A 14,353-nucleotide genomic window follows, 5' to 3' on the forward strand; every position below is an offset into this window, starting at 1 on the left:
CCGAGAAAGCATGCCAGTGATAGCCAAAGAACAACTCAAGCAGTGGCGTGAGTCGTTCCAGCTGTCACAGCAGCAGCTCGCCGCCGCCTATCTGGCCAAACCCAATGCAAAAGTCCTGCTACAGCAAAACACCCGCCAGCTCGATCAGCTATTACGTGAGATCTGGTCCAGCTTTCAGCTGCCTGCCACCGTCAGCCTGATCGCTGTTGGCGGTTATGGCCGCGGCGACATGTTCCCGCATTCAGATATAGACCTGCTCATACTGCTGCCGGAAGACTGCCCTGCTGCCTTGCAAACAGAGATAGAGTCGCTGATAGGCGCATTGTGGGACATAGGCCTGAATATAGGCCACAGCGTGCGCTCGCTCAGCGAATGCCTGGCCGAAGCGCAGCTCGATGTGACCATCATGACCAATCTGCTGGAAGCACGCTGGCTGGTCGGGCAAAAAGCCAGCTTTAAGAAACTGATGCAGTCTTTGCATGCGCAACTGGATAAACCGCGTTTTTTTGCCGAAAAATTACGCGAACAGCAGATACGCCACGCAAAATTTCACGATACCGCCTACAACCTCGAGCCTAACCTGAAGGAAAGCCCGGGCGGCCTGCGCGATCTGCACATGATTTTGTGGATAGCGCAAAGCCAGGCGCTAGGTAATGACTGGCATGACCTGGTGCAGGCCGGCCTGCTTAGCCTCACACAGGCGCGACGACTGAAAAGCCATGAGCGTTTACTGCAGAATCTGCGCATACGCCTGCATTTAATGGCCAAACGACGCGAAGACCGGCTGGTGTTCGACTTTCAGAACACGCTGGCAGAGCAAATGGGCTATCAGACCACTTTGCAGAAACGCGCCAGCGAGCAATTGATGCAAGGGTTTTACCGCAGCGCCAAAGCCATCATTATCGAAAATGAAGTCTTGCTGAAGCTGATGCATGCCGGGGTCAGCCCGCAAACTGAGCCCGCCACCGTGATAGACGAAGATTTCGTGCTAGCGCAGGGTCTGCTCAGCGCACGCACGCCAGACCTGTTGCAACGCAAGCCTGAGGCTATTCTGCGCTGTTTCCAGCTGTTACAGCAACACCCTGCCATTGCAGGTTTTAGCGCACCGCTGGTCAGGGCCTTGCAGGCAGCACAACCGTTGATCAATATCCGTTTTCGTCAGCAATCTGCCAACAAGGCCTTGTTCCTGCAGATTTTGCAATCGCGCGAGGGCGTACATCGCAGCCTGCGGCGCATGAACCGCTACGGCATCCTGGGCCGCTATATCCCGGAGTTTGGCCGCGTCATCGCGCAAATGCAGCATGACTTGTTCCATGTCTATACCGTGGATGAACACACCATGAATGTGCTGCGCAACTTGCGCCGCTTTGCCAAGCCCGAGTTACGGCATGAGTTTCCCTTATGCAGCCAGCTATTCGCCGAATTCAGCCAGCCGCATCTGCTTTACCTGGCAGGTATTTTTCATGATATCGCCAAAGGCCGTGGCGGCGACCATTCGCTGCTGGGCACCATAGATGCAAAACGCTTCTGCCAGAAACACGGCCTGCCCAAAGCCGATGCCGACCTGGTCGCCTGGCTGGTAGAAGCCCACCTCAAGCTCTCCAGCACCGCGCAGAAAAGCGATCTTTCCGACCCGGATGTGATCGAAGCCTTTGCCAGACTGGTGGGCACGGAATACCGGCTGACTGCTTTGTACCTGTTAACGGTGGCCGATATACGCGGCACCAGCCCCAACGTGTGGAACGCCTGGAAAGCCAAGCTGCTGGAAAGCCTGTTTTTACAGACGCGCCGCGTGTTGCAGCAATCATTGGATACCGAAGCCCAGTTAAGCCTGCGCAAACAGGAAGTCCTGCAAAAACTCAGCAGCTTCAACCTGAAAGAAGACTCGGTACAGCCCTTGTGGCAAGCATTTGGTGAAAGTTATTTCCAGCGCTTTGACAGCGATGAGATCGCCTGGCAAAGCCGTTTGCTCATTCCGCACAAACTCACAACAACCGCCATCGTACGCGCGCGGCTCAGCCCTAAAGGCGACGGTATCCAGGTCATGATCTACAGCCGTGACCAGAGAGAGATCTTTGCGCGTATCTGCCATTTTTTTGACAGCATGCAATACAACATCGTGCAAGCCAGGATCTACACCACAGCCCATGGCTATGCGCTGGATAACTTTATCGTACTGGAACCGGACACGCACCAGATCAGCTACAACGGATTACTCAAGCATATCGAGCAGGGGCTGACTGAACAATTATCCACCGCCACCGCTATCCCCACCCCTATCCGTGGCCGCGTCAGTCGCCAGGTGAAACATATGCCCTTGCCTACGCAGATCTTTATCCACCCGGCCAGTGGACATCACGACCAGCAACAACAGCTACAGCAACTGGATGTGGTTGCCAACGACAGGCCAGGCTTGCTGGCAAACATGGCGCTGGTGCTACTCAACCATGATGTGGCGCTGCACAATGCGAAAGTAAATACGCTGGGCAATCGCGTTGAAGATAGTTTTCTGATCTCAACCAGTGACGGCCAGCCTTTGGACGAAGCGCAGATCATCGCGCTGAAATCAGCTTTCAGCGAGCTCTAGCCGCACAGACCATACCTTACAAACCCGGCCTGATGGCTTAGAATGTAAGTCTTACCATGTTTATTTATCCGCACCTCACACCCTCAGAGCAAGCCAGCCTGCCCAGGCTGCTCGCCCAGCCCCGTGCTATCCCGAACAAGTTTTCGGATAGTACGCATCAGCTATTTCATTGCCAGACGGCGGATGGTGATATGGTGCTGAAAGTGTGCAATCAGGCCACTATACAAAGATCTCAGTTCTGGTCAGGCGCAAACCATTTATTCGCAGCTGACTTTCCCAATAGCCTGGGCGAGATCCATTTAACGCATGATTTCTTGCAGAAGTATGGTCTATTTAGCGTGCCTGAATGTGTTTCAGCCAGCGCACACCGGTTCGTACTTACGCGTTTTTTAACAGGCAAAGATGTAGAAGCGCAGCATATCAGCGAGCAGTGGGTGATACAGCTGGCCGGGCATATCGCGCAATTGCACCAATGTAGTTACGCCAGCTGGGGCAATCTTCACGCGCCGCAGTTTGCTGCCGACCTATGGGCCAGCCGCTTGCACGAGACACTGGTTTTGCTGGCCAGCCAGCACGATACGCCCATTGCACAACCGTTATTGGCTGAAGTACTCGCAGGCGCAAGAAATAGCCATGAAACCGAATTCGTACCCATGATGCTGGATTTACGCTGGGATCAGTTCCGCAGCGCCAACGCCAACTCCAACGACCTGGCGCTGATAGATCTGGATGCATTTGTGATCGCGCCGCGCGCGCTGGACCTGGTGTTGCTCGAATATGTATTAACACCCGCGCAACTGGCTTTATTCAAACAATACTATGTGCAAACGCACCCCTGGCCTGACCATAACGAAAATACCCCTGGCTACCAGTTACTGCTGTTTTTGATGAATATACTCGGCGAAACTGACCTGGCAAAGTGGATGCAGCGCCTATAAGCTGCCCCCTTAACCTGTGAGTCATTTACCTGGCCTGTTGCCGGTAAAGCTTGACCCAGCTGATAAAACCGACCACGGCCAGGATAGTGTTCAACACAAACAAAGCCCCCGTCGCGTAATAACCGGTTTGAATATACAAAATCGTGGCAGCACCATCGATCACCGCCCAATATAGCCAGTTTTCCAATACCTTCCTGGCGATCAGCCAGGTGTTCATCACTGAAAAAACCGTGGTATAAGCGTCTAACATCGGGCTTTGCGATTGCCCGGTTTTTTGCAGATAGGCACTCACCAAAGCACTCACAACAATACCCAGCGCAATAAAACCAGCATGCCAGAGCCAGGGCCAACGGCTGATAGTTAAGGAGTCAGTTTGCTTGCCATGTTTATGCCATAGCCAAAAGCCATAGATCGCCATGCCCATATAATAAAAATTCAGCAGCGCCTGCATGGGCAGCTGGCCTTCCCAGAACAGCACGGTGTAAACCACGGTGCTGAAAAAGGCAAACGGCCAGCACCATTGTGACTCTTTTGAGGCCAGCAGAATATAAGCGACACCCATGAGCGCAGCGGCAATTTCCCAGGGCGACATTTGCTGAAATGCCGTCAGGACAGCCTGAAAATAATCTTGGTTCATGGTTAGCAAGTACCGAACAAGTGAACGACTGTGTTGTTATACATCAACCACATCCGCCCTGTCAGTGCCTATGAATTTCATCACAAACACGCTGTGCGGCAGCGCATTAAACACCGCTTCCATTTCCGCATCCAGGCAATCCATCACTGCGCGGTAATCGCCAAACACCTGTGTCGCCAGACTGTTACGCTTCACCACCAGATTTGGATTGGCTTCCAGCTTGTTGATGAACTCCAGAATGGGCTCAACATAACCTTCGGTTAAGGGGTATAGACTGATATCGACTGAAATACGCATAAAAACTCCAAAATTTAAACTATCCCAAAAAGGGCAATCATGCCCTGGGCTTAATAATCGTAAGTGACAGTGATCCCGCCAATGCGAGGCTCAGCATACTGAACGTACTTTTCATTCACCAAAAAGTTATTGGCCGGATTGTTCGCAAAGAAAAATCCACGTGTAGCATAGTCTTTGTCGAATAGGTTTCTCGCCCATACACTGATTTTCCAATGTTTATCAAACCTGTAGTCGGTACTGGCATTCAGCACAGCATAAGCGTTTGATTTGGCATTGTGGCTGTCTGAAAAGTAGAAGCTATCTTTGCCTTCGACATTGGCGCGTATTGTCCAACTGTCGTTCGGGTAGTACTCTGTGCCCAGGTTAAAAGTATATTTTGGTGCATGAGCGACTTGGCGTCCTTGCGCATTGTAGGCAGCCGGATTCGGATTTTGATAGCTGTCAAACTTTGCATCCAGCAAACCCAGTGAACCCATGATACGGAATTGATCCGTCAAGAACCAGTCCAGGCTTGCTTCCACACCTTGATGTGAGGCTCTGGCAGCATTATCATAAAATTCGATAAAATTACCGGTGCCCGCTATCTGGGCAGAACTATGCGTTTGCGCATCCAGCCGCTTGGCGTAAAAAGCTGCCAGATTGGTGATCAATGAGCCATCCAGCCAGCGCGATTTAAGCCCTGTTTCAAAATTCCACATGTACTCGGTGTTGAACTGCCTCTGGTTTTGCGGCAAATTGGCCTTGTTGTTGATCCCGCCAGGTTTGTAGCCGCGTGTTAAAGATGTATACAGTAATTGATCCGCGTTAGCCTGATAATTCAGGCCTAATTTGGCTCCAAAAAGGACTTCGTCCAGACGCTTTTGCGTGCTGCTAGGGACAGAGGTAACAAATCCACTATCAGCATAGTCGGCCTTGAAATCCTCTACCCGCAGACCTGAGACCAGTGTTAATTTGTCAGTTAAATGGCTATCTAATTGTCCAAACAATGCCGTGTTCTCTGTTTTGTATTTACCCCTCAACTGAGTCAATTCATCAGGCCCGTAACTTCTGTAATCGACACTGGACTTGAAGTGTTCATCTTGCACAAAACGATAAACACCTACCGTCCAATCCGTGGAGCCATTGAAGATACGGCCAGCTTTATCAGACAAGGCACGTAACTCAAATGAGTAATTGTCGCGGTCACGGTTATGTTTTTCGAAGTCATTCTCTGTTCTCCAGTCACCATCAAAACTGTAGGTGGATGAAGAATTTAAATAAGTGGCTTCAGACTGTATGATCACTGCATCCGAAGCCTGCCAATTAGCCTTTACCGCAAACGCGTTGGTGTTCTGTGTGTCTGCACCAGGCTGATTGGCCTGGCTGCGCCTGGAGTTGTCCAGGGTAAATGCGTCATAGCCATTATTCACATTCACATGCATCAGGGTGAAATCCAGGGTCAGGTCTTCAGTCGCGAATAACTTGAATTTACTGCGGAAGGTCAGCTCATCCTGCTTTTGCGTGTCGTCCCTACCCAGGGTGTCGTTTTGCATATAGCCATCAGATTTATGCGTATAGATAGAAGCGCGCCCCAGCAACTGGTCCTCGACTATGGTACCGCCTACCGCGACGCCAAAGTTACGCGTGTTGTATTCACCTATCCCGGCTTGGGCGCGCATTTTAAATTCTTTGCTAGGCTCGGCACTGCGCATGGTAATGGCGCCGGCAATCGCATTGGGGCCGAATTTAGTGCCCTGAGGCCCTTGTAGCACTTCTATCGCTTCAATATCAAACAGCGTAGCTGCACCACCCAGGCGGCTAAAGTCTATGCCATCGATGATCAAACCGACTGACGGGTTCACCGGGTTATCGTATTGACTGAGTATGCCCATGCCGCGGATCTGGAAAAATCGTCCGCGCGATGCCCCTGCTGACACATTGACATTCGGTGCCAGGTTCAACACTTCTTCCAAATGCTGCGCGCTACGAGCTTCTATGGTTTCCTTGTCGATCTCGGTCAGGCTGACAGCGGTTTTCTGTGCGGTGCTGGGGCGGAAATCCGCGCTCACTACGACGTCAGGCAGTTTGACTGCTTCGTCATCCTCGGCGGCCAGCGCGGGCGTGGTCAGTAACAGCCCTATCAGGGACAATGGTTTGCTAATCGGTTTCAAGGTAATCCTTTCTATAAGACACATAAAAAGGACAGGGGGAGAGTGACAATGACGTGAGTAGGTGTGTTGAGGGGACAACAAACCAAAAACTTTTGCGTTGTAGATGCTCTGCCTGTCCCTACGCCAGCATTATCTGGGTCAGGTTCATTGGGTTCCTCGCTTGCGCGAGATCTCAGGCGTTAGCCACCCCAAGGCGGTTTGATTTTTCAATCAGGATGAGATTGTAGTTTGATATCAATTACTTTGCTAGAGAGTGATGCGCTATTAGGCTTAAATCCGCTGCATACTTTGCAAAGTTTAAACATAGCGCCTGCAGCAAAAACAAAAAACCCTGCATGGCAGGGTTTTTTTATTGAATACTTGCTACAACAATCAATTAGAAATGTTTGTAGTGTTTTTTCAATTGTTTAACTACTTCCCACTGGGATTTCAGGCCTTTTGGAAACTCAACGTAGTCACCAGCTTTGATAGTCACTGTGTCGCCACCTTGTGGAGTCACTTTGAATTCGCCTTCCAACACATAGGCTTTTTCAGTCATGGTGAAATCGAGAGGGAATTTTGAAGGTGCGCAATCCCAGGTATTCCAGCTTTTTACGCCCAGGTCTTTCAATTTTTCTTCAGATGGATTGTGGTCGATGATGATTTGTGTCATGACATTTCCTTAATAAATAAAGCGATAATAAAAACTTTAAATGGTAAAACTTTAAATAGAAATGCCGCAATCATGCGGCATCTTGGTAACTGGCGGAAGAGGTGAGATTCGAACTCACGGAGGGCGTGAACCCTCGACAGTTTTCAAGACTGTAGCATTAAACCGCTCTGCCACTCTTCCGGAAGGCAGGATTATAGCAAAATATCAGTCATCTGGAAACGTTATTCCAGGAAAAAGTACATCATTAAAGCCAAATTTTGACATATCGCGGATACGCATGGGGTAAAGAACGCCAAACAGGTGGTCACATTCGTGCTGCACCACCCGCGCATGAAAGCCGCTCGCAGTGCGGTCTATCACATTGCCCTGCGGGTCAAAACCGCGATAATTCAGGCTTTGGTAGCGTGGCACCAGGCCGCGCATGCCAGGTACTGACAGGCACCCTTCCCAGCCATCCTCCTGCTCATCATCTAGCGGCGTCAGTTCAGGGTTGATCAGTACGGTGAAAGGCACTTCTTCGGCATCCGGGTAACGCGGGTTCTTGCCGACGCCAAACATCACTACCTGCAAACTGACGCCTATCTGCGGCGCAGCGATACCGGCACCATTCATTGCGCTCATGGTGTCATACATATCCTGGATCAAGGCATGCAATTCAGGCGTATCAAATTCGGTGACCTTTTCTGCGACCTGATACAGCACAGGGTCACCCATTCTCAGTACAGGTTTAATCGCCACGCGTAGGCTCCCGCAAAAGTGATAACACCATCAGGCCGTTGCGCACTGATGGTCAGACAGACATTGCGCAATGATGCAGCGCACTTTATCCATGGTTTGCTGTAATAAAGGCATGACCTGCTCAAAATGGATGGCTTGGGCGCTATCGCCGCGGCCTGCCGCAAAATTAGCCACCGGGCAGATGGCAGCATAAGCCAGCCCCATCTCGCGTGCCAGCGCGGCTTCCGGCATGCCGGTCATGCCGACGATGGTGGCACCATCACGTTCATAGCGGTCTATTTCTGCGGCCGTTTCCAGCCGTGGGCCTTGCACGCAGGCATAAATGCCGCCCTCGACCAGCTGGCATCCGGCAGCGGCAGAGGCTTGCAGGCAGCGCTCGCGCATGGCTTGCGAGTAAGGCAGGGTGAAATCAATGTGCCTGACCGGCAGTTCTACGCCATCGTGGTAGGTGTTATCGCGGCCATAGGTGTAATCCAGTATCTGGTGCGGCAACACGATATCGCCAGGAATCAGGCGATTGCTGATGCCGCCTACTGTGGCCACTGCCAGCAGATCAGTCACCCCCACCGAGTGCAGTGCCCAGATATTGGCCCGGTAATTCACTGCGTGCGGCGGTATGGTGTGGCCGCCGCCATGACGCGCGAGAAACACCACTTGTTTACCATTGATCTCGCCAAACACCAATGGTTGCGAAGGCTTGCCGTACGGCGTGCGCACTATCAGGCGTTTTGAAATATTCAGATTGGTGAGCTCTGTCAGCCCGGTGCCGCCGATAATGCCTAACATCCTGTCTTCTCCGACATTGCGTTCTCTTTACTACTGGTTAATGTGCAAGGCGTAAGCGTATCACGGATTTATGGCATACTTAAGCCATGCAAGCCTTTTCCAAGCCAGTGACTACACCGGCCAGCGTGACCCTGGCACACACACATTATGAGAATTTTCCGGTCGCTTCTGTGTTGCTGCCGGCCCATTTGCGTTATGCGGTGAGTGTGATCTACCAGTTTGCGCGTGAGGCGGATGATATCGCCGATGAAGGCGATGCCAGCGAAACGGAACGCTTGCAAGCACTGCAGGCTTATGAAGATGAGTTATTGCTGATTCAGGCTTATATCCAGGCCGAGCGCCCATTATTTAAAACCCTGCAGCACGTGGTCCACAGCCATAAACTGGAGGTGCAGTCGCTGCTGGACCTGATCAGCGCCTTTAAACAGGATGTGGTCAAAACCCGTTATGCCGACTTTGAGGAGCTGCTGGATTATTGCCGTCGCTCGGCCAACCCGGTGGGCAGACTGATGTTGCAATTGTATGCGGCGGATACGTCGCAATACCGGCAATGGTCTGACCAGGTTTGCACAGCTTTACAGCTGATCAATTTTTACCAGGACATTGCCATAGATCTGCAAAAACACGGCCACAACGGCCGCATTTACTTATGCCAGGACGAAATGCAGGCCGCCGGCATTACGGAACAGGATTTACGTGATGAGCGGCTGGATAGCGCCTGGCAGGCATTCTTTTTGTACAATGTAGCCCGTGCCGAGCAATTGCTGCTCGCCGGCAAGCCACTGGGCCGGCATTTAAGCGGCCGTATCGGATTCGAACTGCGCATGATAGTCGCCGGTGGTGAACGAATTATTTATAAACTAAAGCGTTGCCGCGGCGATATCTATCGCCACCGGCCCACGCTGCGTGCTTTTGATTGGCCGATAATTTTGCTGAAAGCCCTGTTCAAACAATGACCCCGCAACAATATTGTCAGCAGAAAACCAAACAAAGCGGTTCCAGCTTTACCCTGAGTTTTTTGTTTTTACCCAAACATAAACGTGAAGCAATGACGGCACTGTATGCCTTTTGTCGCGAAGTGGATGATGTAGTCGATGAATGCAGCGATTACCAGATCGCACAGACCAAGCTGCAATGGTGGAAACAGGAGATCCATCGCTTGTTTCACGAAGTGCCGCAACACCCGGTCACCCGCGCCTTAAAACCTGTGGTTGAACAGTTTGCGCTGCAGGAAGCGCATTTCATCGAGATCATAGATGGCATGCAGATGGATACGCAATACAACCGCTACGCCGATTTTGAGCAACTGGCGCTGTATTGCTACCGTGTCGCCAGCGTGGTTGGCCTGCTTTCGGCGCAGATCTTTGGCTATAGTGATAAAGCCACCCTGGCTTATGCACATGACCTGGGCCTGGCTTTCCAGCTGACCAACATCATCCGCGATATCGGTGAAGATGCGCGTCGCGGCAGGATATATATCCCTATCGATGAGCTGGAAAAAGCAGGCGTGACCGAGCAGGCACTGTTACATAGCCAGCCATCGGCGCAGACACAGGCTTTATTGCTCAAGCAGATAGAACGTGCGGAAATGTTTTATGACAAAGCCCTGAGCCAGTTGCCGGCAGCCGATATCAAAACCCAGTTGCCAGGCCTGATGATGGCTGCCATTTACCGCGCATTACTGCAGGAAATCAAGCAAGACCCCAATCTGGTCCTCAGCCACAAAGTCATACTGCCACCCTTCAGAAAACTGAAACTGGCTTTAGGCGTATGGTTGAAACGCCGCTGATGCACTGGAATGCTTAAGCACACGCATACTCCCCGCCATGTCGCTGTTGTCGGTGCCGGGCTGGCCGGTTTGGCTGCCGCGCACACCTTACTGCGTTCAGGACACCAGGTATCGTTATTTGAAGCTGCCCCGCAAGCCGGTGGCCGTGCGCGTGGCGTGCCGCATGCTGAAACCATGCTGGATAACGGCCAGCATTTATGTATAGGGGCTTATCAGGCCACATTGGCATTATTAGGCCAAGCTGGCCTGGAGCCGGCGCAGATATTCACCCGTTTGCCGCTGGCCTTGCATATGCATCATGGCGCAGCGCGCATGTCACTCGTCACGCCCACCTGGCTACCTGCACCGCTACATTTATTATGGGGCTTGCTCAGCGCGCGTGGATTGAGTTTAAACAGCAAGTGGCAAGCCATACGCTGGATGCTATGGTTAAAACGATGTGCATTTACCCTGGGGCAAGATACCACGGTTGCAAGCCTGTTACAGCAAGGCCGGCAGACAGACGCTGCTATCAAGCTTTTATGGGAACCCTTGTGCCTGGCCGCATTGAATACCCCCATCCAGATCGCCAGTGCGCAGGTGTTTCTGAATGTGCTGCATGACAGCTTTCAGCAAAACCGCGCTGACAGTGATTTTTTGATTTTGAAATCGGATCTATCCAGCAGCCTGATCACACCTTTACTGGCAAACATCACCGCAGTTGGTGGCAAGGTATTTCTGCGTACGCCTGTGGTTTCAGTCAAGAACCAACATCCATATTGTGTGCTGGAAACCTCACAAGGCACACAGTTATTCGATGATGTGATTCTGGCGGTTGGCCCGCACCAACTGAAAACCGTGGCGAGCGACCTGGTTGTGCCGGCGTTTGACTACCAGCCCATCACCACGGTCTATCTGCAATATCCGCCAGCAACAGCGCTGCCACTGCCAGTGATGGGTTTATGCCATGGATTAGCGCAATGGGTATTTGACCGCGGGGTATGCTGTGATCAGCCAGGATTACTGGCCGTAGTGATCAGTGCGCATGGGGTATTAAGCGCTGACAGATCCAGACTGGTGCAACAATGTATCGCCGAAATAAACCAGGCCCTGGCGGGCTACGGCTGGCAGCTTGCACAACCGGCGTGGACACAGATCATCACCGAAAAACGCGCGACCTTCAGTTGTACGCCTGATCTGACTCGTCCGCCCACCCATACTGCGCTGGCGCATATATTCCTGGCGGGCGATTATGTCGCGGGCCGCTACCCCGCTACCATCGAAGGCGCCGTCATCAGCGGGATAGCCGCCGCGGATGCGGTGCTGGCTGCCACCTGACGCCCTGCTAGCCTAAGTTCACACCTGCTTGCAGCTGACCACCACATGGTTTCTGGCCGGCATATAAATGCCGTCACCACTGTCTGGAAAAGTTTCCCTGAAAGTCATATGCGGATCTACATCATAACCATGTGAACACAGCTCACTGGCTTTCACTTTGCATTGTTCTATGGTGGTATTGAATTCGCTACAGGTCAGCTTGTAACCGGCTTTGCCACTACTGGTGGTTTGCGGTGTCGGCTGCATGCTGGCACAAGCTGTTAATAGCAGAGGAATCAATAAGAGTGTTTTTTTCATTTTTCGGCTCCTGTTCCGTTTTTTTATTCACCGTCATATTCTTGTCATATTCATGTGGTATTCCACACAGATTAAGGCAAACAAGTTGCATGAATAGTTGCATGAACTTTTTGTGAAAAAACAAAACAGCCACCCCCTGCGCAGCCTTATAAATACTGGCTAGCAGCGAATGTATCAGCCCGGCTACACATTGCTACAAAACCCCGCCCAATGTAACTGACCTGCCCGCTTGAATTTTTTATACTGTTTCTGAAATCACTACGCAGGCTTAAACCCTGTAGTGTGAAATGAAAAGCCGGATGTTCTGCATGCCGATAGTTGCAGAGACGCCCCTGCTGGCATAGTGAATGAATAAAGGATCAAGCAACACGCGAAGCGCAATACGGAATATCAACACCACTTCCCTGTGGCTGTTCACCCTCTTCTGAACAACCACCACTCCCGGCAACGATGGCACTCCCTGGCATCGTTGCCCTTTTTTTATCCGCGTAGCAGATCCAGGGCTTGTTCCAGCCTGTCTATCGCATCGATATGCAAGCCCGGTACACCGCCTTTGGGAGCATTAGCCTTGGGGATGATGGCATGGGTAAAGCCCAGCTTGGCGGCTTCTTTTAAACGTTCCTGGCCACGTTGTACCGGCCGCACCTCGCCCGCCAGCCCTACTTCGCCAAACACGATTAATTTGTCTAGTAATGGTTTATTTTTAAAAGATGAAACAATAGCCAGCAGCACGGCCAAATCCACGGCAGGTTCGCTGATCTTCACGCCGCCTACTGCATTGATAAATACATCCTGATCAAAACAGGCAACACCGGCATGGCGATGTAATACCGCCAGCAGCATGGCCAGGCGGTTTTGCTCTAATCCCACACATAGTCGTTTAGGATTAGGGGCATGAGAGGTATCCACCAATGCCTGGATCTCGACCAGCAATGGACGCGTACCCTCTTGAGTCACCGTGATGCATGAGCCGGGAACAGGGGTATCGTGATGAGACAAAAACAGGGCAGACGGGTTGCTGACCTCGCGCAAGCCTTTTTCAGTCATGGCAAACACGCCCAGCTCATTCACCGCACCAAAGCGGTTCTTGAAGGCACGGATCAGGCGGAAACTCGAATTCTGGTCGCCTTCAAAGTAGAGCACGCTATCAACAATATGCTCCAGCACGCGCGGCCCGGCCAATGAGCCTTCTTTGGTCACATGGCCGACCAATATCATGCTGATGCCCAATTGTTTGGCGATGCGCGTCAATTGCGCACTGCATTCACGCACCTGCGCCACCGAGCCCGGGGCTGATTGCAGCGCTTCGGAATACACCGTCTGTATCGAGTCTATGATCACCAGGTCAGGCTGGTGCTGCTGCAATACGTGGCTGATTTTTTCCAGGTTGATCTCAGCCAGCACATCGACCTGGCTGGCATCCAGCCCCAGCCGTTTTGCCCGCATGGCGATCTGCTGCGCAGATTCTTCGCCACTGATATAAAACGATTTCAGCGTTTGCGACACCTTGCACACGGTTTGCAGCAACAATGTGGATTTACCTATGCCCGGGTCTCCGCCTATCAACACCACCCCGCCAGCGACCAGGCCACCACCCAGCACGCGGTCAAACTCGGCGATACCGGTTTGCTGGCGTGAGACATCCTGCGCTTCGACCTCGGCCAGTTTTTGCAATTGCGCAGTAGGTGCCAGGCTGGCAAAACGGCTCTGGGTGGCGACTTCTGGCACACTTTCCACCAGAGTGTTCCAGGCGTGGCAACTCGGGCACTGCCCTTGCCACTTGGGCTCAGAGGCACCACATTCGGTACAGGTATATTGTGTTTTAGCTTTTGCCATGATTATCAATTTATTCTTCAAAAATGGCCTGTACCCGCATCAGGCACGCCTGCACAATGTCATCTGGCACTGTTTCTTTTTTTCTTGCCTGGCGCGTTACCAGATCCAGAGGTCGCACCGCATTCGTTAACACAACACCCTGTGTTTCGGTGCCTGCGCCAGTCAGGCTGACTGCAAACCCGGCAAAACGCGCTTGATTGCCACCCTGAGTGATAGGCGCTACCATGGCCGTCCCCAATGCATTGAAAGCTTTGGTTGAAAGCACCAATCCCGGCCGCCATTCACCCTGCAACTCACGTCCTAGCACAGGGTTGAGATTAACGTACACA

At 52.0% G+C, this 14,353-nt stretch carries 14 protein-coding genes, 1 tRNA gene and 1 riboswitch; of the genes, 5 read left to right on the forward strand and 10 right to left on the reverse strand.

What is annotated here, in order from left to right; all coding sequences use genetic code 11:
- Positions 1–10: 10 nt before the first annotated feature.
- Together ACFQ1Z_RS05365 and ACFQ1Z_RS05370 are read left to right on the forward strand one after the other, a co-directional pair.
- Entirely contained in the window at positions 11–2,587 is a 2,577-nt protein-coding gene (locus ACFQ1Z_RS05365) for a [protein-PII] uridylyltransferase (protein ID WP_379056188.1), read from the forward strand.
- 56 nt (positions 2,588–2,643) lie between these two features.
- A complete protein-coding gene (locus ACFQ1Z_RS05370) occupies positions 2,644–3,525 on the forward strand; it encodes a phosphotransferase (RefSeq protein ID WP_379056190.1) in 882 nt (293 codons plus the stop codon).
- Positions 3,526–3,550: 25 nt separating this feature from the next.
- Here the strand turns inward: ACFQ1Z_RS05370 and pnuC are convergent, their stop codons facing one another.
- The 7 genes from pnuC to ACFQ1Z_RS05405 form a co-directional block, all read right to left on the reverse strand.
- The gene (gene pnuC / locus ACFQ1Z_RS05375) at positions 3,551–4,162 is read right to left on the reverse strand and encodes a nicotinamide riboside transporter PnuC (protein ID WP_379056192.1); all 612 of its coding nucleotides are present in this window, start codon (positions 4,160–4,162) and stop codon (positions 3,551–3,553) included.
- A 36-nt stretch (positions 4,163–4,198) separates the two neighbouring features.
- The gene (locus ACFQ1Z_RS05380; RefSeq protein WP_379056194.1) at positions 4,199–4,459 is read right to left on the reverse strand and encodes a YkoF family thiamine/hydroxymethylpyrimidine-binding protein; all 261 of its coding nucleotides are present in this window, start codon (positions 4,457–4,459) and stop codon (positions 4,199–4,201) included.
- A gap of 50 nt (positions 4,460–4,509) precedes the next feature.
- Positions 4,510–6,609, reverse strand: a complete 2,100-nt coding sequence (locus ACFQ1Z_RS05385; RefSeq protein ID WP_379056196.1) for a TonB-dependent receptor — start codon at positions 6,607–6,609, stop codon at positions 4,510–4,512.
- A gap of 97 nt (positions 6,610–6,706) precedes the next feature.
- Positions 6,707–6,810, reverse strand: a riboswitch (TPP riboswitch).
- A 175-nt stretch (positions 6,811–6,985) separates the two neighbouring features.
- Positions 6,986–7,261 (reverse strand): cupin domain-containing protein, encoded by a 276-nt coding sequence (locus ACFQ1Z_RS05390; protein ID WP_379028994.1) that lies wholly within the window; start codon positions 7,259–7,261, stop codon positions 6,986–6,988.
- A 90-nt stretch (positions 7,262–7,351) separates the two neighbouring features.
- Positions 7,352–7,441, reverse strand: a tRNA-Ser gene (locus tag ACFQ1Z_RS05395).
- Between the two features lie 24 nt (positions 7,442–7,465).
- Positions 7,466–7,999, reverse strand: a complete 534-nt coding sequence (def, locus tag ACFQ1Z_RS05400) for a peptide deformylase (RefSeq protein ID WP_379056198.1) — start codon at positions 7,997–7,999, stop codon at positions 7,466–7,468.
- 30 nt (positions 8,000–8,029) lie between these two features.
- On the reverse strand, positions 8,030–8,785 hold the full coding sequence (locus ACFQ1Z_RS05405; RefSeq protein WP_379056200.1) for an S-methyl-5'-thioinosine phosphorylase: 756 nt from the start codon (positions 8,783–8,785) through the stop codon (positions 8,030–8,032).
- An 86-nt stretch (positions 8,786–8,871) separates the two neighbouring features.
- Here ACFQ1Z_RS05405 and hpnC point away from each other — a divergent pair, with 86 nt between their 5' ends.
- Genes hpnC through hpnE form a run of 3 tightly spaced genes read left to right on the forward strand, consistent with a single transcriptional unit; the run spans position 8,872 to position 11,891 of the window.
- Complete coding sequence (hpnC, locus tag ACFQ1Z_RS05410; RefSeq protein WP_379056202.1) at positions 8,872–9,741, forward strand: squalene synthase HpnC; 870 nt, start codon at positions 8,872–8,874, stop codon at positions 9,739–9,741.
- Positions 9,738–10,574 carry a presqualene diphosphate synthase HpnD gene (hpnD, locus tag ACFQ1Z_RS05415; RefSeq protein ID WP_379056203.1) on the forward strand — a complete coding sequence of 279 codons (837 nt, stop codon included), beginning with the start codon at positions 9,738–9,740 and terminating at the stop codon, positions 10,572–10,574. Before hpnC ends, hpnD begins: the two co-directional genes overlap by 4 nt.
- 9 nt (positions 10,575–10,583) lie before the next feature.
- Positions 10,584–11,891, forward strand: a complete 1,308-nt coding sequence (gene hpnE, locus ACFQ1Z_RS05420) for a hydroxysqualene dehydroxylase HpnE (RefSeq protein ID WP_379056205.1) — start codon at positions 10,584–10,586, stop codon at positions 11,889–11,891.
- A gap of 18 nt (positions 11,892–11,909) precedes the next feature.
- Here hpnE and ACFQ1Z_RS05425 read toward each other — a convergent pair whose 3' ends face one another.
- The 3 genes from ACFQ1Z_RS05425 to ACFQ1Z_RS05435 all read right to left on the reverse strand — a co-directional run bounded on the left by ACFQ1Z_RS05425 (position 11,910) and on the right by ACFQ1Z_RS05435 (position 14,352).
- On the reverse strand, positions 11,910–12,188 hold the full coding sequence (locus ACFQ1Z_RS05425; RefSeq protein WP_379056207.1) for a hypothetical protein: 279 nt from the start codon (positions 12,186–12,188) through the stop codon (positions 11,910–11,912).
- A 480-nt stretch (positions 12,189–12,668) separates the two neighbouring features.
- Entirely contained in the window at positions 12,669–14,024 is a 1,356-nt protein-coding gene (radA, locus tag ACFQ1Z_RS05430) for a DNA repair protein RadA (protein WP_379056208.1), read from the reverse strand.
- Positions 14,025–14,034: 10 nt separating this feature from the next.
- Positions 14,035–14,352, reverse strand: coding sequence for a type II toxin-antitoxin system ChpB family toxin (locus ACFQ1Z_RS05435; protein ID WP_379056210.1), 318 nt, complete (start codon positions 14,350–14,352; stop codon positions 14,035–14,037).
- Position 14,353 lies beyond the last annotated feature (1 nt).

It is taken from the genome of Methylophilus luteus (genome assembly GCF_042676265.1).
In the GTDB taxonomy this organism is placed as follows: domain Bacteria; phylum Pseudomonadota; class Gammaproteobacteria; order Burkholderiales; family Methylophilaceae; genus Methylophilus; species Methylophilus luteus.